Origin of the sequence: Geodermatophilus dictyosporus, assembly GCF_900115505.1 — a bacterium.
Classification (GTDB): domain Bacteria; phylum Actinomycetota; class Actinomycetes; order Mycobacteriales; family Geodermatophilaceae; genus Geodermatophilus; species Geodermatophilus dictyosporus.
On record NZ_FOWQ01000011.1, the window covers coordinates 46,676 to 69,483 of the forward strand.

The following is a 22,808-nucleotide window of genomic DNA, read 5'->3' on the forward strand; positions in this document are numbered from 1 at the left end:
GACCGAGCCTAGTGAGCGCACCCTCCTGCCCGCCGGGCGCGGGCCGGTCCCGGGTGGCGGGGTGGGGGAGACCGAGGTCACGTCCCATCGGGTGACCTGCGCGTTCACGGGGTACGGAGCCCCCGTGACTGCCAGGGACCAGTGGGACGATGGCCGGATGACCACCGTCCGGACGACGCGATGACCGGGACCGCACGACGGGTGCGCCGGTGAGCGACGACGACCTCACCCGCCCGATCGGCGACGCCCCGGCCCTCCCGCCGGTGCCCGCCGCGAGGGAGGACCGGTCGGGCCGTCGCCGTCGCGAGCGTCCCGAGCGGCGGTCGCTGGCCGCCGTCCTGGGTCTGACGGTGGCCAACGCCGTCGTCCCCGGCACCGCCTTCCTGGCCTCCGGGCGGCGGCGGCTGGGCGCGGCCGTCCTCGTGGTCTTCCTGCTGCTCCTGGCCGGCGGCGTCTGGCTGGCCACGGCCGGGCAGCGCACCGCCGCGCGGCTGGCCGTCGACTCCACCCGGCTGACCTGGGTCCTGGTCGCCCTCGTCGTGCTGGCGCTGGCGTGGGCCGTCGTCGTCGTGGCCGGCTACCGCGCGCTGCTGCCGCGGCGCAGCAGCCGGCCCCGCCTGGCCGTCGGCGCGCTGCTCGTGGCCGCCCTGGTCGCCGGCATCGCCTACCCGGCCTTCCTCGTCGGCGAGGCCGCGGTGGCGCAGCAGGGCCTGCTCGACGGCGTGTTCGCCGACGACCGCGAGTCGGCCACCGTCGACGACGCCGTCGACCCGTTCGGCGCCAAGGAGCGGGTCAACGTGCTGCTGCTCGGCGGCGACGGCGGCGAGGGCCGCGAGGGCGTGCGCACCGACACGGTGATCGTGGCCAGCCTCGACACCGACACCGGTGCCACGACGCTGTTCAGCCTCCCCCGCAACCTCGAGGACCTGCCCTTCCCGGCCGACAGCCCGCTGGCCGAGCTCTACCCGGACGGCTTCGACGCCGGCAGCGAGAGCGAGAGCCTGCTCAACGCCGTCTACCGCAACGGCCCGGCGGCGCACCCCGACGTCCTCGGCCCCACCGACGACCCCGGCGCCGACTTCCTCAAGCTCGGCGTCGGCGAGGCCCTCGGCCTGCACCTCGACTACTTCGTGCTGGTCAACCTCGACGGGTTCAGCCGCCTGGTCGACGCCCTCGGCGGGATCACGGTGAACGTCAACTACTACGTGCCGGTCAACGGCAACCCCGGCACCGGCGAGCTGCCCGACAGCTACATCGCGCCCGGTCCCGACCAGCGGATGGACGGCGGGACCGCGCTCGCCTTCGCCCGCGGGCGCTTCGGCCTGACCGACTACGACCGGATGGACCGCCAGCGCTGCACCATCTCGGCGATCATCGAGGAGGCCGACCCGATCACCCTGCTCGAGCAGTACCAGGAGCTCGCCGCGACGACGCAGGACATCGTCAGCACCGACATCCCGCGGGCCGCGCTCGACGACTTCGTCGACCTGGCCTTCCTGGTCAAGGACGCCGAGATCCGCAGTGTCGTGTTCGACGACAGCGTGATCGACCCGGCCTACCCCGACTACGACCGCATGCGGCAGATCGTGCAGGAGTCGATCACCCCGGCGGCGCCGGCGTCCTCCGCGCCGCCCGCCGCGCCGGGGGACCAGGCGGCCGGCTCGGAGGGCGGCGCCTCCGGGCAGACGCCCGAGCCGCCGCCGGCCGCGCCCGCGACCGACGTCGGCGACGCCTGCGCCTACGACCCGGTCCGCGCCCAGGAGGCCCTGGACGCGGGGGAGCCCCCGTCGAAGGACGGCTGAGCGGTCCCGTCAGGCGCTCTGGATCTGCAGCAGGTTGCCGCAGGTGTCGTCGAGGACGGCCGTGGTCACCGGTCCCGTGCTGAGCGGCTCCTGGGTGAACCGGACGCCGAGGGCCTTCAGCCGCGCCACCTCCGCGGGCACGTCGGCCACCGTGAAGGACGTGAACGGGATGCCGTCGGCGACCAGCGCCTCCTTGAACGGCCGGACGGCGGGGTGCCCGTCGGGCTCCAGGACCAGCTCGACGCCCTCGGGGGCCTCGGGGGAGACGACGGTCAGCCACCGGTGCTCACCGAGCGGGACCTCGGTCTTCTTCACGAAGCCCAGCACCTCGGTGTAGAAGCGCAGCGCCTTGTCCTGGTCGTCGACCAGGACGCTGGTCAGGGTGATCCGCACGGGCCCTCCTCGGGGTCGGTGCGCCATCTCCGGACGATGGCGCGCAGCGGCGAGGTGTCCAGGTGGTGGAACTTGTAGCGACCCTCCCGCCGGGTCCTGACCAGGCCGGCCTGCTCGAGGACCTCCAGGTGCTGGGAGACGGCCTGGCGCGACGAGCCCACCCCGTGCCGCACGGTCAGCCGGGTGCACAGCTCGAACAGCGTCTGGCCGTCCCGCTCCTGCAGCTCGTCGAGCAGAGCGCGCCGGGTCGGGTCGGCGAGGGCCCGGAACACGTCGCCCACGACGGCACCATACGCAAGCAACGGCTTGCCTGTCGAGGCCGCCGGCTCCCCGGGACGGCCGTCTGGTTGGCTCGTCGGGAGCCGGGACCGGTCCCGGCCGGAGCGGAGGCGGCATGGGCACCCCACGGGACGCGCGGCGCGAGCGGCTGGTGGCGCTGCTGGTTCTGGGCGTCGGCGCGGTGCTGCTGGTCAGCTCGCCGACCTGGTTCGGCAGCGGGCGGGCGGGGGTCGGGGCGGGCCAGCTGGTGCTGGCCGCCGCGCTGCTCGGCGCGGGCGCGATGCTGCTGCGCAGGTCCCGCGCCCGCTGAGCGCGCCGGCCGGCGGCCCGGCCGGCGCGTCCGCGGGGGGTGTGGCGGACCTCAGAAGGGCGCCTCGGCGAACCAGGCGTCGTCGATGTCGGCCTGCGTGTGGCCCTCCCAGGCCACGTAGATGCCGTAGAGCGACCGGTCCTCGGCGTAGAACGTCAGGTACTTCCAGGCCAGGCCACCCTCGGGGCTCTCCAGCAGGTCGCCCTGGGCCGGTCCGTCGCCGTAGGCCCACGTGCCCGGGCCGGTGCTCGCGGCCGTCGCGGCGTCCAGGCGCGCCTGCCACTGCGCGCGGTCGGCGAACTGGCTGATCTCGACGTACACGCCGGTGGGGTAGCTGCAGACGACGAGCGCCTGCACGCCCTCGGCCGGGGCCCGGTCGCAGGTGCCGTCGGACCAGCCCAGGCCGCCGGGCTCGGCCGGCAGGAGGTCGGGAAAGGCCCCGGCCAGCGCGTACGCCTCCTGCCACGGGCCCGCGGTGAACAGCGGCGCGCTCTCGATGTCGGCGGTGCTGCCGGCGCCGTCCTGGTCGACCGCGGTGACCTGCCAGGTGTGGTCGCCCAGCGGGACGCCGACGTCGCGGTAGGAGCTGTCGGTGAGGTCGGTGGCCAGGACGGTGCCGTCCCGGCTGACCTCGTAGGCGTCGGCGCCGGTGACGGTGTCCCACTCGACGAGGACGTCGGGGCCGTCGGTGGTCAGCGTGATCGAGGCGGGCGGGGCGACCGGCGTGACCACCGGGTCCTGGGCGGACACCGGCTCGGAGCGGTCGTCGTCCTCCAGCGCGGTGACCGAGTAGCGGTACTCGGTGCCGCTGTCGGTCCCGGCGTCCACGTAGCTGGTCCCGCTCGTGGTGCCCAGGACGTCGTCGTCCCGGCGCACCTCGTAGCCCGTGGCGCCGTCGACGGCGTCCCAGCTGACGGCCACGCCGTCGTCCCGGAGCTCGGCGGTCACCCCGGTGGGCGGATCGACCGGGCGGGTGAGCAGGAAGACCACCACGCCGGCCGCGACGACGAGCGCGAGCACCGCGGCGCCGAGGCCGATCCACGGCCCGCGGCGGGACCGGCGGGGTAGTGCGGCGGGCGGGGCCGCCGGCGGCCACGACGGCGGGCCGCCGTGCTGCCCGCCCCACGCGGGCGGGGCCTGGGGGCCCCAGGACGGGGGCGCCTGCTGCTGACCCCAGGAGGGTGGGGGCTGCTGGCCCCAGCCGGGCGTCGCGGGTGGCTGGCCCCAGGGCGGGGCTCCGGGCGGCTGGCTCATGGCGTCCCCCGTCGGACGGGTCGGTCCCGGCTCCGGTGGCCGGGGGGCCACGGTAGGACCGGGAGGACCGTCGTGGGGGCCTGCGCGGCGCCGCGGTCACGCCGGTGGGGGACGGCGTCGGCCCAGGTCGGCACGGCGTGTCCGGAGCGATCGTTTGCCGTCGCGGGTGGGCCGCACCACACTCCGGGGGACGGGGGGTCCCCAGGACGGAGGAAGCGCGTGAAGCTCGACAAGCAGGAACTGGTCAAGGTGCTGCGCACCGAGGGCGACAACGACACGGCCGACGCGGTGGAGAGCCGGTTGTCCGACGAGATCGACACCGACCGCGACGCCGACGAGCTGTCGGCCGTCGGCCTCGACCGCACCCAGCTGATGGCCAAGCTGGCCGGAGGCTCCTTCGGGACGACGCTCAGCCCCTGACCGCCCGGCACGGCGGAGGGGCCGGCACCCGGCCCGGGTGCCGGCCCCTCCGCCGTGCCGGGTCCGGTCGCTCAGCCGACCCAGGGGCGCTCGCGGGCGAGCTCCTCCTTGGCCACCCCGCGGACGTGCACGGCGTCGGGGCCGTCGACGATCCGCAGGGTGCGGGCGCTGGCGTAGAAGCGGGCCAGCACGGTGTCGTTGCTGACCCCGGCACCGCCGTGCAGCTGGATGGCGCGGTCGATGACGTCGAGGGCGACCCGCGGCGCGGACACCTTGATGGCCGAGATCTCGGTGCGGGCGCCCTTGGCGCCGTACTTGTCGATCAGGTCGGCGGTCTTGAGCACGTAGAGCCGGGCCTGGTCGATCTCCATGCGGGACAGCGCGATCGCCTCGCGCACGGTGCCCTGCTCGGCCAGCGGCCGGCCGAAGGCGACCCGCTGCTTGGACCGCTCGACCATGAGCATGAGCGCGCGCTCGGCCATGCCGATCGCGCGCATGCAGTGGTGGATGCGGCCGGGACCGAGCCGCGCCTGGGCGATCATGAAGCCGTCGCCCTCGCCGGCGAGGATGTTCGACACCGGCACGCGGACGTCGGTGAAGCGCAGCTCGGAGTGGCCGTGCTGGTCCTGGTACCCGAAGACCGGCAGGTGCCGGATGATCTCCAGGCCGGGGGTGTCGCGCGGGACCAGCACCATCGACTGCTGGCGGTGGGGTGAGCCCTCCGGGTCGGTCTTGCCCATGACGATGAAGATCTGGCAGCGCTCGTCGGCGGCACCGCTGGTCCACCACTTGCGGCCGTTGATCACGTACTCGTCGCCGTCGCGCACGATCGAGGTCTGGATGTTCCGCGCGTCGGAGGAGGCGACGTCGGGCTCGGTCATCGCGAAGCCCGAGCGGATCTCACCCTCGAGCAGCGGGTCGAGCCAGCGCTGCTTCTGCTCGGGCGTGCCGAACAGCATGAGCGTCTCCATGTTGCCCGTGTCGGGCGCACCGCAGTTGGTGACCTCGGGGGCGATGACCGGCGACCAGCCCATGATCTCGGCGACCGAGGCGTACTCGAGGTTGCTCAGGCCACCGAGCTCGTGGTGGAACAGGTTCCACAGGCCGCGGGCCCGGGCCTCCTTCTTGAGGTCCTCCAGGACCGGGGGGTGTCCGTGGTCGTCGTGACCGCGTTCGGCGCGCCAGGCGTCGTAGACCGGCTCGGCGGGGAAGACCTGCTCACGCATGAAGTCCCACATCCGGCCGCAGACGTCCTCGGCTCGGGCGGAGAGGGCGAAGTCCATGCTCCGGAAGGTAGACCGCTGCGTGACCGTCGTCGCACCGGGGTCCGCTCCCGTTCCGCTGTCGCCGGCCACCGACACGCCAGGAGCCGGGCACCCGTCCTGGGTGCCCGGCTCCTCGGGACGTGCCGGGACGGCCCCCGTTCAGGGTCCCGCCCTGAGCCTGCGAAGGGTGGGGGGAACGGGGGTCCTTCCTCAGGCGCGCGAGGGGCGGGCGACGCGGTCGTTGACCGGGCCGAGCGCGATCACCAGGCCGACGATCGCCGTGGCGATGTGCAGCACGTTGTCGGCGGCGTTGATGTTGAGGAAGTCCCAGCTCTGACCGATGGCGATCAGGCCGTAGACGAAGGCGGCGGCGTAGCCGACGGCGAGCAGCCAGCCGTAGGTGCGGGCACCGGCCAGCGTGCGGGACAGGGCGATGCCGGCGGCGCCGATCAGGATGTGCACGATGTTGTGCAGCGGGTTGATCATGAAGATCAGCAGCATCTCGTCCTGCGCGTTGTCGGCGAAGTTGTCGAAGCCGGTGACGAAGAAGCCGACGATCCCGACGAGCAGGTAGACGACGCCGAACGCGAGAGCGAGGGTCTGGGGCCAGGCCTTGGCCGGGCGGGCGCCGGTGTTGCCTGTGGATGCAGCCATGGGGTCCTCCGAGTGTGTGGTGTGCTGCCTGATGGCGCGCGTCGTTCCTTCGGTTACCCCGGCGTGTCGTGGGGAACCGGAACTCATCCATTCGGAGGAGCGTCGTGTCCGGACCGTGATGCGCGGGGCGGTGGTGCACGAGGTCTTCGCGCCGCACCGCCGTCCCGGTTCGGTCCTCACCCGGTGGGGGGATCCCGCCGGCCGGGCACGCCCGCGGCGTGCCCGGCCGGCGGCTCAGGACCGCGGCGTCGGACGCGGCGTCGGACGGGGCGTCGGGCGGGGCCGGCGGACGACGAACGGGCCGATGGCCAGCAGGTCGACCGGCGCGGAGCCGAAGCACTCGAGGGCGTCGCGGGGGTCGTCGACCATCGGCCGGCCGGCGGTGTTGAGGCTGGTGTTCACCACGACCGGCAGCCCGGTGCGCCGCTCGAAGGCGGAGATCATCCGGTGCACCAGCGGCTCGGTGCCGGCGTCGATCGTCTGGATCCGCGCCGTGCCGTCGACGTGGGTGACGGTGGGGATGCGGTCGCGCCACTCCTCGGCGACGTCGTGGACGAAGAGCATGTACGGCGAGGGGATCGGCCCCCGGCTGAACAGCTCCGGCGCGCGCTCCAGCAGCACCATCGGCGCCACGGGGCGGAACTGCTCGCGGCCCTTGACGTCGTTCATCCGCTCGAGGTTGGCCTCGAAGCCGGGGTGGGCCAGCAGCGACCGGTGGCCCAGCGCCCGCGGGCCGTACTCGCTGCGGCCCTGGAACCAGGCGACGATGCCGTTGTCGGCCAGCACCTCGGCCACGGTCTCGGCCACGTCGTCGGGCCGCTCGTAGTCGATGGCCGCCGTCTGCAGCCAGCGCTCGATCTCGTCGTCGGTCCAGCCGCGGCCCAGGGCCGCGCCGGGCATCGGGTCGGTGCGGTCGCCGAGCTCGTGGGCGACGTGCAGGGCGCTGCCGAGCGCGGTGCCGGCGTCCCCGGCGGCCGGCTGCACCCAGACGTGCTCGAACGGGCTCTCGGCGAGGATGCGGGTGTTGGCCACGCAGTTGAGCGCGGTGCCGCCGGCCATGGTGAGGGTCTTCTCGCCGGTCTGCTCGTGGACCCAGCGGGCCAGGTCGACCAGCACCTCCTCCAGCCGGGTCTGCACGCTGGCGGCGAGGTCGGCGTGGTCCTCGGTCCACGGCTCGTCCTTGCCCAGGCGGGGGGCGAACTCGGAGAAGTCGATCCGCTCGGTCACGAAGCCGCCGTCGCCGGTGGCCCGGACGAGCTCGGAGAGCTCGCCGAGGAAGCGCGGCTTGCCGTAGGAGGCCATCGCCATGACCTTGAACTCGTCGGAGCTGCGCAGGAAGCCGAGGTGGTCGGTGAGCTCCTCGTACATCAGCCCCAGGGAGTGGGGGAGGGCCTGCCCGGCGAGGACCTCCAGCTGACCGTCGACGTAGCGCCCGGCCAGGTGGCTGTGCGCCTCGCCGCGGCCGTCGAGCACCAGCACCGCGTTGTCGCGCTGCGGCGCGGCCTTGCCGGCGGAGGCGGCGTGGGCGACGTGGTGCTTGACGAAGTGCACCTTCGCGGGGTCCAGGCCCGGCAGCGCGTGGGCCAGGAAGTCCGGCGCCATCTGCGCGTACCGCTTGCGCATGACGTCGCCGTCGTCGAACAGGCCGGTCTCCTCGGGGGTGACCATCAGCGCCGGGTCGAAGGAGTACGCGACGGCGTCGAGCTCCTCGGGACGGATGCCGGCCTCGGCCAGGCACCACGCCGCCGACAGCTCGGGCAGCTCCCACGCGCTCCAGGGCAGCGGGCGCTTGCCGTGCTTGCGCCGGCTGAACCGCTCCTCCTCGGCCGCGGCCACGACCCGCCCGTCGACGACGAGCGCCGCCGCCGGGTCGTGGTAGATGGCGTTGATCCCCAGGACCTTCACCCGTGCACTCCTCCCAGCCGGGCGCCGCGCCCGGACATCCGCTTGATCATCGACGTCCCCGTGCGGTCGCGCAGGGCGAGCGCCCGATGGGGTGGGCCGGTACCGCCGCTCAGCCGCCGCGGACCTGCAGCAGGTCGTTGCGCTCGACCGCCGCGAGCGCGAGCGTCTTGTAGCCGACCTCCTCGAAGAGGACCACGACGCGGTCGTCCTCCACGCGCATGACCACGCCGGCGCCCCACTCGGTGTGGACGACCGGGGTCTCGGGCGGGAACGGGGTGTCGGCGTCGTCACCGGCGGGCTGCTCGTGGGAGGTGCCGGCCGAGCAGTTGTCGCAGTTGCCGCACTGCTCCTCGAGCTGCTCGCCGAAGTAGCCGAGCAGGTACTGGCGGCGGCACTCGGTGGTCTCGGCGTACCCGCGCATCATCTCCACGCGGCTCTGGTCGACGCGCTCGTGGTGCTCGGCCAGCTCGCGCGCCGCACGGGCGGCCTCGCCGGGCGCCGGAGCGCCCTCGGCCGGGTGCGCGGCACCCTCCTCGTCGAGGACGACGGCCGACACCTGCTCGAGCAGGTTGAGGTCGCGCGCGAGCGGGGTGGCCGGGCGGCCGGTCTCCTCGCGCAGCTGCTTGACGTCGACGCCGTCGTCCACGCCGGCGGCCGGCGCGGCGGCGACCAGCCCGGCCACCTGCTGCAGCTCCTCCTCGGCCGGGGCGCCGGCGGCGAAGAACCGGCGCAGGCCGAGGTCCTCCTGGCGGTACACCAGGACGGCGAGGGCGGGCTCGCCGTCGCGGCCGGCCCGGCCGATCTCCTGGTAGTAGCTGTCGACGGAGTCGGCGGGCTCGGCGTGCACGACGAAGCGGGTACCGGGCTTGTCGATGCCCATGCCGAACGCGGTGGTGGCGACGACGACGTCGAGCTCGTCGTCCATCCAGGCGCGCTGGGCGTCCTCGCGCTCGCTCTTCCTCAGGCCCGCGTGGTACGGCCGGGCGCGCAGGCCGCGGTCGGTGAGGGCGTCGGCGAGGTCGAGGGTGCCCTTGCGGGTGGCGCTGTAGACGATGCCCGGACCGCGGCCGGCCTCCACCTCGCCGGCCGCCCGGTCGATCACCGCCTGGCGCTTGGCGTGCGCGTCGGCGTGGTGGTCGACCTCCAGCCGGATCTCGGGACGGTCGAACCCGGCGACGACGACCTCGGGGTCGCGCATCGACAGCCGCTCGACGATCTCGGCGCGCACCGGGGGAGCGGCGGTGGCGGTCAGCGCCAGCACCGTGGGGTGCCCGAGCTGCTCGACGACCTGGCCCAGCCGCAGGTAGTCGGGGCGGAAGTCGTGGCCCCACGCGGAGACGCAGTGCGCCTCGTCGACGACGAACAGCGCGGGTGCGGCGTCCCGGATCGCCTCGACCACCTCGGGCTTGGCCAGCTGCTCGGGGGCGAGGAACAGGTAGCGGACCGTTCCGTCCGCCAGCCCGGCGAGCGCCTCGCGCTGGTCGCCGGCCGAGAGGCTGGAGTTGAGCTGGGCGGCCCGGCCGACGGCGTCGCCGAGCTCGGCGAGCCGCTCGACCTGGTCGCGCTGCAGCGCGATGAGCGGGGAGACGACCAGCACCGGGCCGTCGATCAGCTGCCCGGCCACCTGGTAGACCGCCGACTTGCCGGCGCCCGAGGGCAGCACGGCCAGCGTGTCCCGGCCGGAGAGGACGGACTGCATGGCCGGCTCCTGGCCCGGGCGGAACCCGTCGTAGCCGAGGACGTCGCGGGCCGTCTCCCGCAGCCGACGGGTCCGGACGGAGGCCGACCCACCGGCGGGGTTGTCCTGCTTCTCTCGGGGCACCGGCACGCGCTGCCCGAGGCCCGAGATCGGCAAACGGAACGCTGCTGGACCGGGCGTCACCGCGGGTGGCCGAGCCAGTCCCGCTCGATCCGTGCCGCGGGCACCGGGCGGCCCAGGAGGAAGCCCTGCACCTGCGGGCACCCGAGCTCCCGGAGTCGCTGCAGCTGCTCGTCCGTCTCCACCCCCTCGGCGGTCACGGTGGCGCCGAGGTGCCGGGCGAGCGCGAGCACGGCGGAGACGATCGCGTCGGTCGGGCGGTCGTCGGGCAGCCGTGCGACGAAGGAGCGGTCCAGCTTGAACGACTGCGGCGTCCGCTCGCGCAGTGCCGCGAAGCTGGAGTAGCCCGTGCCGAAGTCGTCCACGGCCAGCGTGGTGCCCGCGGCGCTGAGCTGCTCCAGGGCCGCTCGCGCCCCCGGCTCCATGGCGCAGGACTCGGTCATCTCCAGCTCGAGGACGTCCGCGGGCAGCCCGAGGCGGTCGAGCACCGCCAGCACCCGGGAGGCGAAGTCGGCCGGCAGCAGCTGACGGGTCGAGACGTTGACGGCCACGCGGGGGGTGGTCGCGGGGCCGAAGGCCTCCCGCCACGCCGCCGCCTGGGTGCAGGCCTGCTCGAGCACCTGCATGCCCAGCTCGTGGATCAGCCCGGTCTCCTCCGCCGCGGCGATGAACTCCGCCGCCGGGACCTCTCCCCGCTCGGGGTCGTGCCACCGGGCGAGTGCCTCGACGGCGGCCAGCCGGCCGTCGCCCACCCGGACGATCGGCTGGTAGGCGACGGTCAGCGCACCCGCGCCGACCGCGCGTCGCAACGCGGCCCGCAGCCCCAGCCGGTCCCACGTCTGCCGGCGCAGCGGCTCGTTGAACACCTCGTAGCGGTGCCCGCCGGTCGCCTTGGCCCGCTGCAGCGCCATGTCGGCCGCCCGCAGCACCTCCTCGGCGTGACCGCCCGCGGGCGGGACGGCCGCGTCCGGCTCCTCCCGGAGCCGCGGCCCGGCCAGCCCCTCGGCGTCGGCGACCGCCACGCCCACGCTGACCGTGACGACGACCTCCCGGCCGTCGACCGCGTACGGCTCGGCCAGCGCGGCGAGCAGCCGCTCGGCCACCCCGGCCGCCTCCTCGACGCCGGTCACGCCGTCGAGCAGGACGGCCATCTCGTCCCCGCCGAGACGGCTGACCAGGTCGGCGGGCCGCACCGCCTGCTCCAGCCGGCGCGCGACCGCGACGAGCAGCTCGTCGCCGGCGTCGTGCCCGAGCTGGTCGTTGACCCCCTTGAAGCCGTCCAGGTCGCAGTAGAGCACCGCGAAGCGGTCCTCGGGACTGCGCTCGGCCCGGTGCGCCGCAGCGTCCACCCGGTCCATCAGCAGGACCCGGTTGGCCAGCCCGGTGAGCGGGTCGTGGACCGCGGCGTGCTCCGCGGCCGCGACGCTGACCTGCCGGCCGGTGACCAGCGCGCCGAGCGTCAACCCGGCCAGGGTGAGCGTCACCAGGCCCAGCTGCAGCCGCAGCGGGCTCTCGACGACGTCGCGGCCGACGAGTGCCACGGCGACGGCGTTGGCGGCGAGGACGGCGAACGCCACCCGGGGCAGACCGCCGCGGACGGCGATCCAGATGAGCGGCACGTACACGAGGTAGGCCAGGTCCAGCCCGCCGCCCGCCGGCTCGCCGTAGGCCAGGTACACCGTCGCGAGCAGCAGGACGCCCTGCGCGAGGAGTTCGAGCCGCTCGTCCAGCCGCCGGCCGGCGAGCCGGCCGAGCCAGCGTGGCCGGACACGCCCGGTCCAGGACGGTCGCTCGTACCTCCGGTCGGTCCAGGGCGGGCCGGGGAGCGGGGGCCGGTCGCGCCAGAGCGCCGGGACCCGCCGGCTCGCGACGAGCAGCGCGGGGGCCAGCACCCCCACGCCGGTGGCCCGGCCGGACCAGAAGCCCAGGACGCCCCGGAACCACTCCCCCCAGGTCAGCAGCCCCGAGACCGTGTACTGCAGGACCTGTGCCACCGCGACGACGAGCGGCCCGGCGACGGCGGCCAGGCCCAGGAACCAGGCGACGTCACGCTGACCCGGCAGGCGGGGGTCGATCCGCAGCCGCTGGAGCAGGACCCAGGCCACGCCCGTGTAGACGGCGCTGGCCAGCGCGCCGCTGAGCCAGATCCCGGCCCAGCCCGTGCCGGGACTGCTCACCACCAGTGCGTGCAGGGGGTTGGTGAGCAGCAGCAGCGGGGAGTAGCGCAGTCCGAACACGAGCAGCAGGGCGAAGCTCAGCCCCGTCGGGGGGTACCACAGCGACACCTCCTGGCGCGCCTGGAAGACGCTGGCGATGGCGTCCAGTCCCAGCCAGAGCCCCAGGTACACCACCGAGACGACCAGGGGACCGCGCCACCGGCGCATGCTCGTCGCGCCCTCCTGTCGCCCCGACGTCCGGACGGGCACCGGACGCGTCCTCCCCCTGCCCCGGTCGTCGGGACCTACACCCGGACGGACCAGCGGGTCGCTAGCCTGCCCCCGGTGACGAGCAGCTACCGGATCGCCGAGGCCGCGGGCCTGCTCGGCGTGAGCGACGACACCGTCCGCCGGTGGATCGACAGCGGGCGGCTCGCAGCGTCCCGGGAGGGCGGTGGCCCCGCGCACGTCGACGGCGCCGCCCTCGCCCGTCTCGCCACGGAGCTGCACGAGGCGCCGGAGCCCGGCGCCACCCGCGGGTCGTCGGCGCGCAACCGGCTGGCCGGGATCGTCACCCGCGTCGTCCGCGACACCGTCATGGCGCAGGTCGAGATCCAGGCCGGGCCCTTCCGGCTGGTCTCGCTGATGTCCCGCGAGGCCGCCGACGAGCTGGGCCTCGAGGTCGGCGTGCGCGCCGTCGCCACCGTCAAGGCGACGCAGGTGAGCGTCGACGTCCCCTGACCGCCGACGTCGACCTCGACGGTGGCCGTCACCGACCCGGGGTGACAGCGGTGACGGTGCCGGACAGCTGGGTGCGCGCGGAGCGTCGGATGCGGCGCATCCTGACGGATCTGCGGAAGCCCTGCCCGTTCCGATGTCCGCATCTCCGGTCGACGGTCGGCTATGGTCCCGCAGGCGCGGATCCGAGGTCCGCCGGTGCGGGGAGGAGACCCGATGCGGCAGCGAGCAGCGGCGGTGCTGGCGGTGGTCGCGCTGGCGGCCACCGGGTGCGGGGGAGGGGACGGCGGCGCCGCGGCGTCGACGGCGGAGGGGTCCGCGAGCGGTCCCACCGGCACGGTGACCGTCTTCGCCGCCGCCTCGCTCACCGACGTCTTCACCGAGCTCGGGCAGCGGCTGGAGGAGGAGAACGTCGGGCTGACCGTGCAGTTCAACTTCGCCGGCAGCTCGGCGCTGGCCACCCAGCTGACCCAGGGCGCCCCCGCCGATGTGTTCGCCTCGGCCAACGCCGCGCAGATGTCGGTGGTGACCGACGCCGGCCTGGCCGACGGCGAGCCGGCCGTCTTCACCGCGAACGTGCTGCAGATCGCCGTCCCCGCGGGCAACCCCGCCGGGGTCACCGGCCTGGGCGACTTCGGCCGCGAGGAGCTCACCCTCGCCGTCTGCGCCCCCGAGGTGCCCTGCGGCGCGGCCTCGGAGGACGTCTTCGCCGCCGCCGGCATCACGCCGCGCCCCGACACCCAGGAGGAGGACGTGCGCGCCGCGCTCACCAAGGTCGAGCTCGGCGAGGTCGACGCCGCCCTGGTCTACGCCACCGACGTCGTCGCCGCCGGGGACGCCGTCGAGGGCATCGCCTTCCCCGAGGCCGAGGACGCCGTCAACGACTACCCGCTGTGCACGCTGGCCGCCGCGCCCAACCCCGAGGGTGCCCGGGCCTTCGTCGACCTGGTCGGCTCCGAGGAGGGGCAGCAGGCGCTCGAGGCGGCCGGCTTCCGCGCCCCGTGAGGCGCGAGCGCACCCCGGCGCCGCTGCTCGTCCCCGCTGCGCTCGCGGTCGCCTTCCTCGTCCTGCCGCTGGCCGGGCTGCTGGTCCGCACCCCGTGGTCGCAGCTGGGCACGCTGCTCACCGCGCCCGGCGTCGGGCAGGCGCTGCGGCTGTCGGTCGTCTCGGCGACCCTGGCCACCCTGGTCTCGGTCGTCCTCGGCGTGCCGCTGGCCTGGGTGCTGGCCCGGTCGCGGGCGCGCGGGCGGGCGGTGCTGCGGGCGCTGGTCACCGTGCCGCTGGTGCTGCCGCCGGTCGTCGGCGGCGTCGCGCTGTTCCTGGTGTTGGGCCGGCAGGGCATCCTCGGCAGCTGGCTGGCCGAGACCACCGGGATCACCATCCCGTTCACCACGGCCGCGGTGGTCATCGCCGAGACGTTCGTCGCGATGCCCTTCCTGGTCATCAGCGTCGAGGGCGCGCTGCGGGGCGCCGACGCCCGCTTCGAGGACGCCGCCGCCACCCTCGGCGCCGACCGCTGGACCACCTTCCGCCGGGTCACCCTGCCGCTGGTCGCGCCCGGCGTCGCGGCCGGCGCGGTCCTGTGCTGGGCCCGGGCGCTGGGCGAGTTCGGCGCCACCATCACCTTCGCCGGCAACTTCCCGGGGACGACGCAGACGATGCCGCTGGCGGTCTACCTCGCCCTGCAGCGCGACCCCCAGGCGGCGATCGTGCTCTCGCTGGTGCTCCTGGTCGTCTCGGTGGCCACCCTGCTGCTGCTGCGCGACCGCTGGCTGGGCCGGGGCGCCGCGGCGTGACGCTCGGCGCGCACGTCGTCGTCCGCCGGGGCCCGCTCACCGTCGACGTCGCCCTGGACGTCGCCGACGGCGAGGTGCTCGCCGTCCTCGGGCCCAACGGCGCGGGCAAGTCCACGCTGCTGCGCGTGCTGGCCGGCCTGCTGCCGCCCGACGGCGGCCGGGTGACCGTCGACGGGCAGCCGTGGGACGACGTCGCCGCCCGCGTGCGCCTGCCCGCCCACCGGCGCCCGCTCGGCATGGTCTTCCAGGACCACCTGCTGTTCCCGCACCTCTCGGTGCTGGACAACGTCGCCTTCGGCCCGCGCACGCGCGGGGCGTCGAAGGCCGCGGCGCGGGGGGCGGCGGCCGCCTGGCTCGAGCGGGTCGGGCTGGCCGACCTGGGCGCCCGCCGGCCCGGGCAGCTCTCCGGCGGCCAGGCGCAGCGGGCGGCGCTGGCCCGCGCGCTGGTCGGCGACCCGGCGCTGCTGCTGCTCGACGAGCCGCTGTCGGCGCTGGACGCCCGCACCCGGCTGGCCGTCCGCGCCGAGCTGCGCCGGCACCTCGCCGAGTTCGGCGGCAGCACCGTGCTCGTCACCCACGACCCGGTGGACGCCACCGCGCTGGCCGACCGGGTGCTCGTGGTCGAGGACGGCACGGTGGTGCAGGCCGGGACGCCGGCCGACGTCGCCCGGCACCCGCGCACCGACTACGTGGCCCGGCTGGTCGGGCTCTCGCTGCTGCCGGGCACGGGGGAGGGGCTGGCCGTGCGGCTGGCCGGCGGCGGGGTGGTCGCCGTCGCCGAGCCCGTGGCCGGACCGGTGCTGGTGGCCATCCGCCCGGAGTCGGTGGCGCTCTACCCGTCGCGGCCGGGAGGCAGCCCGCGCAACGCCTGGCCGGCGACCCTGGCCGGGGCGACGCCGCACGGCTCGACCGTGCGCTGCGAGCTCGACGGCGAGGTGCCGCTGCTGGCCGACGTGACCGCGACCGCGTTCGCCGAGCTGGGGCTGGCGCCCGGCTCGCTGGTGTGGGCGGTGGTCAAGGCCAACGAGGTCACCGTCTACGCGCGCTGAGACGGAGCCCGCTGAGAGGCTGGGGCCATGACGACGGTCGCCGGCCTGGTCCTCGCCGCGGGCGGGGGACGCCGCTACGGCATGCCCAAGGCGCTCGTCGAGCACGGGGGCAGCCTGCTGGTCGAACGGGCGGTGCGGACGGCGCGGGCGGCGTGCGACCCGGTGCTCGTCGTCCTCGGCGCCCGCGCGGTGGACGTCTGGCGCACCGCCGACCTCACCGGCGCCACCGTGCTGGCCAACCGCGACTGGGAGACCGGCATGGCCTCGAGCCTGCGCACCGGCCTCGACGGGCTGCGCGGCTGGCCCGGGGCGGTCGACGCCGCGCTCGTCACGCTGGTGGACATGCCGGGGATGACGCCGGAGGCGCTGCGCGCGGTCGCCGCGCACGCCGCCCCGGACGCGCTGGCGGTGGCCACCTACGACGGCGTCCGCGGGCACCCGGTGCTGCTCGGGCGCGAGCACTGGGCGGGGGTGGCCGCCACCGCGACCGGCGACGAGGGCGCCCGCCGCTACCTGGCCGCCCACGCCGTCACCGAGGTGGACTGCACCGGCCTGGCCGACCCGGTCGATCTCGACGTGCCGCCCGGCGGGGTAGCTTCGGCGCCGTGACCGCCGGCCTCCTGATCGCCCGAGTCGTCGACGAGCCGCTGTCGGTCGCCGAGCACGAGCAGGCGGTGTCCGACCGCGGTGCCGGCGCCGTCGTCTCCTTCTCCGGCGTCGTCCGCGACGTCGACGGCGGTCGGTCGGTGACGGAGCTCGAGTACGTCGGCCACCCCACCGCCGAGGCGGTGATCGTCGAGCTGGCCGAGGAGTTCGCCGCCCGGCCCGAGGTGCGCGCGGTCGCCGTCTCCCACCGGGTCGGGCTGCTGGGCATCGGCGACGTGGCGCTGGCCTGCGCCGTCAGCGCGGCGCACCGCGGCGAGGCCTTCCGCGCCTGCGCCGAGCTCGTCGACGAGGTCAAGGCGCGGCTGCCCATCTGGAAGCGGCAGGTCTTCACCGACGGCGCCGAGGAGTGGGTCGCCTGCCCCTAGGGGCAGGCGCCGACCCGTGACCGGACCGTGGCCGAGCGTGCGGCCGAGGTCCTTGACCGCGCCGGTCACCCGTGGCACAACAGGCGCTGGCCCCAAGGGTGGGGCGCGGTACCGGGGGCACGTCACCGCAGTCGACGGGAGGTGCACGCCCGTGGTCGCGCCGCACCGGGACGCCCACCTGGAGGCGATGCCGCTGTGCTACGTCTCCGTCGACGCCGACTGGCGGGTCACCTACGTCAACGCCGCCGGTGAGGCCGTCCTCGGCCGGACCTGGGACGAACTGGTCGGCACCGACTGGTGGGCGGCCTTCCCGGCCACCGTCGACAGCGAGTTCGGCGCCGTCTACCGCGAGGCGGTCGCCACCGGGCACGCCCGGACCGTCGAGGCGTTCCACCCCGCGCCGCTCGACCGCTGGTTCGAGGTGCGCGCGGTCCCGCTGCCCGGCGGCCTGGCGCTGTACCTCTCCGACGTCACCGACCGCCGGCTCGCCCAGGACCGGCTCGCGCTGCTGGCCCGCGTGGGCGCCGAGCTGACCGGCACCCTGGACCTGGCCGAGGCCGTGCGCCGCATCCCGCGCCTGGTCGTGCCCGAGCTCGGCGAGGGCTGCCTGCTCACCGTCCTCGACGACGAGGGACGCCCCCGCGACCTGGGGTCGTGGCACCGCGACCCGGCCCTCCGCGACGTCCTGGCCCGCTACGCGGCGGTGCGGCTGCCCGCGATGCCCGCGGCGGCACCGGTGGTGCGGGCGCTGGCGGGGCAGACCGTGGCCGCCGAGGGCGCCGACGTGCTGGCCGCCATGCCCGACTCCGAGGCGCACGGGCTCTACCGCGCGCTGGGCACCCCGGGGGTGCTGGCCGTGCCGCTGCCCGGCCGCGAGCGGGTCATCGGCGCGCTGACCTTCCTCGCCGGGGCCACCCCGGTCGACCCGCTCACCGCCCGCGAGGTGGCCGGCCGGGTGGGCCTGGCCCTCGACAACGTCCGGCTCTTCGCCCGCCAGCGCCAGCTGGCCGAGGCGCTGCAGCGCAGCCTGCTCACCCGCCCGCGCCGGTCGGAGCTGGGCCGGATCGCGGTGCGCTACACCCCGGCCGCCGAGGCCGCCCGGGTCGGCGGCGACTGGTACGACGCGTTCGTCCAGCCCGGCGGGGGGACCACGCTCGTCATCGGCGACGTCGTCGGGCACGACACCGCGGCGGCCGCGGCGATGGGCCAGTTGCGCTCGCTGCTGCGGGGCATCGCCGTCTACAGCGACGCCGGCCCGGCCGAGGTGCTGCGCGGGCTGGACACCGCGATGGCCACGCTCGGCGTCGACACTCTGGCCACCGCCGCCGTCGCGCGGTTCGAGCGGACGCCGGAGGACGCCGCGGCCGGGCGCACGCGCATGTGCTGGTCCAACGCCGGGCACCTGCCGCCGCTGCTGCTCCGGCCCTGCGGCACCCCGGTCGCGCTGCCCGAGGGCCCCGGCGACCTGCTGCTCGGGGTCGACCCCGGGAGCCCGCGCGGTGAGTCGGAGATCGCCCTGGAGGCCGGGACGACGGTGCTGCTCTACACCGACGGCCTGGTCGAGCGGCGCGGGAGCGACCTCGACGCGGGCATGGGCCGGCTGGTGGCCGCCGCCCGGGAGCTCGCCGACCGCCCGCTCGACACGCTCTGCGACGAGCTCATCGAGCGGCTGGTGCAGGGCCGGCCCGAGGACGACGTCGCCCTCGTCGCCCTGCGCCTGGCCGGCTGACCCGTCGCCGCCCCGCGCGGGTCAGCCGACGGTGCGGCCGTCCTCGTCGGTCGGCCGGGGCGCGCCGGAGCCGCGGGCGGCCTCCTCGGCGCGCTCCTCCTCGAGCTCCACCTCGGCCTCCAGCCGGTGCGCCTCCCCGGCCACCTGGGCCGCGGCGTCCCCGTGCGACTGGCCGTAGACCTCCTCGGCCCGGCCGAGCAGTTCCTCCGCCTTGGCCTTCGCCTTCTCGATGAAGCTCATCGCGCTCCCGTCCTCTCCTGACCCCGGTGGGCGGCGTCCCGGATCTCGCCCACGAGCTCCTCCAGGATGTCCTCCAGCGCCACCACGCCCACGACCCGGCCCCCGTCGGTCACCGCGGCGAACTGCGCCCGCCCGGCCTGCATCACGGCGAGGGTGCGCCGCAGGTCGTCGGCGGCGGCCACCCGCGGCAGCGGGCGGGTGATGTCGCGGACCCGCGGCTCCGGGGCGCCGTCGGGCACCAGCACGTCCTTGACGTGGACGTAGCCGAGCAGCCGGTCGCCGTCGGCCACCGGGAAGCGGGAGAAGCCGGTCGCCGCGGCCGCCCGCTCGACGGCGGCGGTGCCCTCGCCCGGGGCGACGACGGTCAGCGCCGACCGCGGGATGAGCACCGAGCGGGTGTCGCGGTCCTCCAGCCCCAGCGCGCCGGTGAGCAGCTCGTGGCCGCGCTCGTCGAGCAGGCCGCCGGCGCGCGACTCGTCGATGAGGCCCGCCACCTCGTCACGGGTGAACGCGCTCGCCACCTCGTCGCGGGGCTGCACCCGCAGCAGCCGCAGCACGCCGTTGGCCAGCGCGTTGAGGGTGACGATGACCGGCTTGAGCACGGTGACGACGGCGGCCAGCGGCGGTGCCAGCAGCAGGGCCGCGCGGTCGGGCCCGGCCAGCGCCAGGTTCTTGGGCACCATCTCGCCGATCACCACGTGCAGCGCCACGACGACGGTGAGCGCGATGACGAAGGCGATCGGGTGCACCAGCGCGTCGGGCACCGACAGCAGCGTGAACACCGGCTCGAGCAGGTGCGCGACGGCGGGCTCGCCGATCGCGCCCAGGCCCAGCGAGCAGACGGTGATGCCGAGCTGGGCGCCGGCCATCATCAGCGACACCCGCTCCATGGCCGCCAGCGTCGTCCGGGCGCGGCGCGAGCCGGCCTCGGCGAGCGGCTCGATCGACGAGCGGCGCGCGGAGATGAGCGCGAACTCCGCGCCGACGAAGAAGGCGTTGGCCAGCAGCAGCACGACGGCGACCAGCACGCCGACCCAGTCACCCACGGACGGCCTCCTGCTCGTCGTCGGACGTCGCCGGCAGGCCGCCGACGACGGCCCGCTCGACGCGGGTGCCGTCGACCCGCTCGACGCGCACCCACACGCCCGCCGGCAGCCCCTCGGCCTCGGCGGCGAGCTCCGGCGGCAGGGTGGGGCGCGCCTCGATCCGGTCGCCGACGTCGGGGATGCGGCCGAGCACGTGCAGCACCAGGCCGCCGAGGGTCTCGTAGTGCCGGTCGGCGGGCACCGCCAGGCCGGTGGCCGACGCGACCTCGTCGGGCCGCAGCAGGCCCGACACCGACCAGCTGCCGTCGCCACGGTCGACGACGTCGTCCCCGCTGTCGGTGTCGTGCTCGTCGGTGAGGTCGCCGACGAGCTCCTCGACGAGGTCCTCCACCGTGACCACGCCGTCGGTCCCGCCGTACTCGTCGACGACGACGGCCATCTGCAGCCCACCCCGGCGCAGGTCGCCGAGCAGGTCGTCCAGGCGCCGGGAGGTCGGCACGAACAGCGCCGGCAGCATCACCGCCGACACCGGCGTGTCCTCCCGCCGGTCGCGGGCCACGGCGAGGGCGTGTTTCACGTGCACCATCCCCACCACGTCGTCGACACCGGCGGCCGAGACCACCGGGAAGCGGGAGTGCCCGGACTCGCGGGCGACGGTGAGCACCGCGGCGACCGGCGCCCCGGCGTCCACGGTGGTCATCCGCGTGCGCGGCGTCGCGGCGTCGCTGGCGCGCAGCTCACCGAAGGCCAGGCCGCGCTCGAGCAGCACCGCGGTCTCGGCGGGCAGGGTGCCCTGCCGGCCGGAGCGGCGGACCAGCGAGGTCAGCTCCTCGGGCGAGCGGGCCGAGGCCAGCTCCTCCTGGGGCTCGACGCCGAACAGCCGGCGCAGCAGGACGTTGGCCGAGCCGTTGAGCAGGCGGATGACCAGCGAGGTGGCACGGGTGAAGCCCCGCTGGAAGCTCGACACCGCCTTCGCCGTGCGCAGCGGCTCGCTGATCGCCACGTTCTTGGGCACCAGCTCGCCGAAGACCATCGTCAGCACGGTGGCCAGGACCAGGGCCAGGGTGATCGACACGGACCGGGCCGCGGCGCCGGACAGGCCGGCTGACTCCAGCGGCCCGCGCAGCAGCGCCGCGATCGAGGGCTCGGCGACGAAGCCGATGGCCAGGTTGGTGACGGTGATGCCCAGCTGGGCGCCCGACAGCTGCGTGGACAGGGTGCGCAGCGCGGCGAGGACGCCGGGGGACCCGCGCACGCCCGCGGAGGCCTCGCGCTCGACGGTCGCCCGGTCGACGGTGACCAGGGCGAACTCGAAGGCGACGAAGCCGGCGCAGGCCAGGATCAGCAGGACGCCGACGAGGACCAGCAGCCACTCGATCACGGCGCGACCTGGGGGAACGGGGAGGGGCTCGTATGGTGAGGCGAGCTCACGGGGTCGGGGTCATCCTCCGGCGAAGGGGGGCAGCACGTCGACGACCGCCCCGGGTCCCAGGACCAACGCGCGGTCGCGCGTCTGCGTTCCGTCGACCAGGAACGAGCAGGCGGTGAGCACCCTCTCCAGCCGCTCGCCGTGGGCGGCCACGATGGCGCCGACCAGCTCCTCGAGCGTGCCGGCCGCGCAGGTCTCGGTGTCGACGCCGGCCGCGGCGCGTGCGCCGGCGAAGTAGCGGACGGTGACGGTCGGGTCCACGGGACCTACCCGCCGATCGCCGACATCGGCCGGCTCGGCTGCAGGAAGCTCGGGTCGTCGATGCCGTGGCCCGGGAGCTTGGCCAGCGTGGCGATCCGCCAGCGGTCGGCGAGCTCGGCGTCGCTGGCGCCCTCGCGCATCGCCGTCCGCAGGTCGGACTCCTCGCGGGCGAAGAGGCAGTTGCGGATCTGGCCGTCTGCGGTGAGCCGGGTGCGGTCGCAGGTGCCGCAGAAGGAGCGGGTGACCGAGGCGATGACCCCGACGGTGGCCGGGCCGCCGTCGACCAGCCACCGCTCGGCGGGGGCCGAGCCGCGCTCCTCGGTGTCGGCGGTCAGGTCGTGGGCGGCCGAGAGCCGCTCGAGGACGTCCTCCGCCGTCACCATCTCGTTGCGGGTCCAGGCGTGGTGGGCGTCGAGCGGCATCTGCTCGATGAAGCGCAGCTGGTAGCCGTGCTCGAGGCAGAAGTCGAGGAGCGGGACGGCGTCGTCCTCGTTCACGCCGCGCAGCAGCACGGCGTTGACCTTGACCGGGGTCAGCCCGGCGTCCCGGGCGGCCCGCAGCCCGGCGAGGACGTCGTCGAGCCGGTCCCGGTGGGTGAGGGTCCTGAAGCGCTCGCGGTCGAGGGTGTCGAGGCTGACGTTGATCCGGTCCAGGCCGGCCGCGGCGAGCGCGGGTGCGACGCGGGCCAGCCCGATGGCGTTGGTGGTGAGGCTGACCTCGGGCCGGGGCGCGAGCGCGGTGGCCGCCGCGACGATGCCCACCAGCCCCGGGCGCAGCAGCGGCTCCCCGCCGGTGAAGCGCACCTCGCGGATGCCGAGCTCCTCGACGCCGATGCGGACCAGCCGGCCGACCTCGTCGTCGGTGAGCTGCTCGACCTTGGGCAGCCACTGCAGCCCCTCGGGCGGCATGCAGTAGGTGCAGCGCAGGTTGCAGCGGTCGGTCAGGGAGACGCGCAGGTCGGTGGCGACCCGGCCGTGCCGGTCGACCAGACCGCCGGTCCCCGGGGTCACGCCGCCCGGGACACCGCCGTCCGGGACACCGCCGTCCGGGACGCCGTCGGACGGACGGGTCCGGGGGTCGGGGAGGGGGGTGGCGCTCACGCCTGCGAATGTAGTGGCGGAACCGGGCCGCGTCCCCGTCCCGCACGGACCAGTGCCGGAAACGCCGCATCCGCGGGCGCGACGGGGTCCTCCCGCCGCGCCCGCGGATGCGGAGCGCTGCACCGACGTTGC

23 protein-coding genes and 1 pseudogene are annotated in these 22,808 nt (G+C 75.7%); 11 read left to right on the forward strand and 13 right to left on the reverse strand.

What is annotated here, in order from left to right; all coding sequences use genetic code 11:
- Positions 1-209 precede the first annotated feature (209 nt).
- Complete coding sequence (locus tag BMZ33_RS21100) at positions 210-1,802, forward strand: LCP family protein (protein ID WP_091116161.1); 1,593 nt, start codon at positions 210-212, stop codon at positions 1,800-1,802.
- 9 nt (positions 1,803-1,811) lie between these two features.
- Here BMZ33_RS21100 and BMZ33_RS21105 read toward each other — a convergent pair whose 3' ends face one another.
- A complete protein-coding gene (locus BMZ33_RS21105; RefSeq protein WP_091116165.1) occupies positions 1,812-2,195 on the reverse strand; it encodes a VOC family protein in 384 nt (127 codons plus the stop codon).
- On the reverse strand, positions 2,180-2,476 hold the full coding sequence (locus BMZ33_RS21110; RefSeq protein ID WP_091116168.1) for an ArsR/SmtB family transcription factor: 297 nt from the start codon (positions 2,474-2,476) through the stop codon (positions 2,180-2,182). Before BMZ33_RS21110 ends, BMZ33_RS21105 begins: the two co-directional genes overlap by 16 nt.
- Positions 2,477-2,589: 113 nt before the next feature.
- Here BMZ33_RS21110 and BMZ33_RS21115 point away from each other — a divergent pair, with 113 nt between their 5' ends.
- A complete protein-coding gene (locus BMZ33_RS21115; RefSeq protein ID WP_091116173.1) occupies positions 2,590-2,784 on the forward strand; it encodes a hypothetical protein in 195 nt (64 codons plus the stop codon).
- A 51-nt stretch (positions 2,785-2,835) separates the two neighbouring features.
- Here BMZ33_RS21115 and BMZ33_RS21120 read toward each other — a convergent pair whose 3' ends face one another.
- A complete protein-coding gene (locus BMZ33_RS21120) occupies positions 2,836-4,038 on the reverse strand; it encodes a hypothetical protein (protein WP_136697378.1) in 1,203 nt (400 codons plus the stop codon).
- 219 nt (positions 4,039-4,257) lie between these two features.
- On the opposite strand from BMZ33_RS21120, the gene BMZ33_RS21125 reads away from it, so the two are divergent.
- Positions 4,258-4,458, forward strand: coding sequence for a hypothetical protein (locus BMZ33_RS21125; RefSeq protein ID WP_091116179.1), 201 nt, complete (start codon positions 4,258-4,260; stop codon positions 4,456-4,458).
- Positions 4,459-4,529: 71 nt separating this feature from the next.
- Here the strand turns inward: BMZ33_RS21125 and BMZ33_RS21130 are convergent, their stop codons facing one another.
- The 5 genes from BMZ33_RS21130 to BMZ33_RS21150 form a co-directional block, all read right to left on the reverse strand.
- Positions 4,530-5,741, reverse strand: a complete 1,212-nt coding sequence (locus tag BMZ33_RS21130) for an acyl-CoA dehydrogenase family protein (protein WP_091116182.1) — start codon at positions 5,739-5,741, stop codon at positions 4,530-4,532.
- 192 nt (positions 5,742-5,933) lie between these two features.
- Entirely contained in the window at positions 5,934-6,377 is a 444-nt protein-coding gene (locus BMZ33_RS21135) for a DUF4383 domain-containing protein (RefSeq protein WP_091116187.1), read from the reverse strand.
- Between the two features lie 234 nt (positions 6,378-6,611).
- On the reverse strand, positions 6,612-8,282 hold the full coding sequence (locus tag BMZ33_RS21140) for a carbamoyltransferase family protein (RefSeq protein WP_091116191.1): 1,671 nt from the start codon (positions 8,280-8,282) through the stop codon (positions 6,612-6,614).
- A 109-nt stretch (positions 8,283-8,391) separates the two neighbouring features.
- Complete coding sequence (locus BMZ33_RS21145; protein ID WP_169064675.1) at positions 8,392-10,104, reverse strand: RecQ family ATP-dependent DNA helicase; 1,713 nt, start codon at positions 10,102-10,104, stop codon at positions 8,392-8,394.
- A 56-nt stretch (positions 10,105-10,160) separates the two neighbouring features.
- Complete coding sequence (locus BMZ33_RS21150; protein ID WP_091116194.1) at positions 10,161-12,485, reverse strand: putative bifunctional diguanylate cyclase/phosphodiesterase; 2,325 nt, start codon at positions 12,483-12,485, stop codon at positions 10,161-10,163.
- Positions 12,486-12,602: 117 nt separating this feature from the next.
- On the opposite strand from BMZ33_RS21150, the gene BMZ33_RS21155 reads away from it, so the two are divergent.
- The 8 genes and pseudogenes from BMZ33_RS21155 to BMZ33_RS21185 all read left to right on the forward strand — a co-directional run bounded on the left by BMZ33_RS21155 (position 12,603) and on the right by BMZ33_RS21185 (position 18,600).
- Positions 12,603-12,998 (forward strand): TOBE domain-containing protein, encoded by a 396-nt coding sequence (locus BMZ33_RS21155; protein ID WP_091116197.1) that lies wholly within the window; start codon positions 12,603-12,605, stop codon positions 12,996-12,998.
- 213 nt (positions 12,999-13,211) lie between these two features.
- Positions 13,212-14,000: a molybdate ABC transporter substrate-binding protein gene (gene modA, locus BMZ33_RS21160; RefSeq protein ID WP_091116201.1), complete on the forward strand. Its 789-nt coding sequence runs from the start codon at positions 13,212-13,214 to the stop codon at positions 13,998-14,000.
- Complete coding sequence (locus BMZ33_RS21165) at positions 13,997-14,791, forward strand: ABC transporter permease (RefSeq protein WP_091116205.1); 795 nt, start codon at positions 13,997-13,999, stop codon at positions 14,789-14,791. Before modA ends, BMZ33_RS21165 begins: the two co-directional genes overlap by 4 nt.
- Before the next feature lie 29 nt (positions 14,792-14,820).
- Positions 14,821-15,264: pseudogene (locus tag BMZ33_RS24800) on the forward strand (ATP-binding cassette domain-containing protein); the annotation flags it as partial.
- A gap of 351 nt (positions 15,265-15,615) precedes the next feature.
- Positions 15,616-15,840, forward strand: coding sequence for a TOBE domain-containing protein (locus BMZ33_RS24805; RefSeq protein WP_483099050.1), 225 nt, complete (start codon positions 15,616-15,618; stop codon positions 15,838-15,840).
- Between the two features lie 27 nt (positions 15,841-15,867).
- Positions 15,868-16,449: a nucleotidyltransferase family protein gene (locus tag BMZ33_RS21175; RefSeq protein WP_091116212.1), complete on the forward strand. Its 582-nt coding sequence runs from the start codon at positions 15,868-15,870 to the stop codon at positions 16,447-16,449.
- Positions 16,446-16,871: a molybdenum cofactor biosynthesis protein MoaE gene (locus tag BMZ33_RS21180; RefSeq protein WP_169064676.1), complete on the forward strand. Its 426-nt coding sequence runs from the start codon at positions 16,446-16,448 to the stop codon at positions 16,869-16,871. The genes BMZ33_RS21175 and BMZ33_RS21180 overlap by 4 nt, the downstream gene beginning before the upstream one ends.
- Positions 16,872-17,022: 151 nt before the next feature.
- Entirely contained in the window at positions 17,023-18,600 is a 1,578-nt protein-coding gene (locus tag BMZ33_RS21185; protein ID WP_169064677.1) for a SpoIIE family protein phosphatase, read from the forward strand.
- Between the two features lie 21 nt (positions 18,601-18,621).
- On the opposite strand, the gene BMZ33_RS21190 is transcribed toward BMZ33_RS21185, so the two are convergent.
- Genes BMZ33_RS21190 through moaA form a run of 5 tightly spaced genes read right to left on the reverse strand, consistent with a single transcriptional unit; the run spans position 18,622 to position 22,676 of the window.
- A complete protein-coding gene (locus BMZ33_RS21190; protein WP_091116216.1) occupies positions 18,622-18,840 on the reverse strand; it encodes a hypothetical protein in 219 nt (72 codons plus the stop codon).
- Positions 18,837-19,886, reverse strand: a complete 1,050-nt coding sequence (locus BMZ33_RS21195) for a hemolysin family protein (RefSeq protein ID WP_091116220.1) — start codon at positions 19,884-19,886, stop codon at positions 18,837-18,839. The genes BMZ33_RS21190 and BMZ33_RS21195 overlap by 4 nt, the downstream gene beginning before the upstream one ends.
- Entirely contained in the window at positions 19,879-21,267 is a 1,389-nt protein-coding gene (locus BMZ33_RS21200; RefSeq protein WP_091116223.1) for a hemolysin family protein, read from the reverse strand. Before BMZ33_RS21200 ends, BMZ33_RS21195 begins: the two co-directional genes overlap by 8 nt.
- A 60-nt stretch (positions 21,268-21,327) precedes the next feature.
- Positions 21,328-21,576: a MoaD/ThiS family protein gene (locus BMZ33_RS21205; RefSeq protein ID WP_091116227.1), complete on the reverse strand. Its 249-nt coding sequence runs from the start codon at positions 21,574-21,576 to the stop codon at positions 21,328-21,330.
- A 5-nt stretch (positions 21,577-21,581) separates the two neighbouring features.
- Positions 21,582-22,676, reverse strand: coding sequence for a GTP 3',8-cyclase MoaA (gene moaA / locus BMZ33_RS21210; RefSeq protein WP_169064678.1), 1,095 nt, complete (start codon positions 22,674-22,676; stop codon positions 21,582-21,584).
- Positions 22,677-22,808 lie beyond the last annotated feature (132 nt).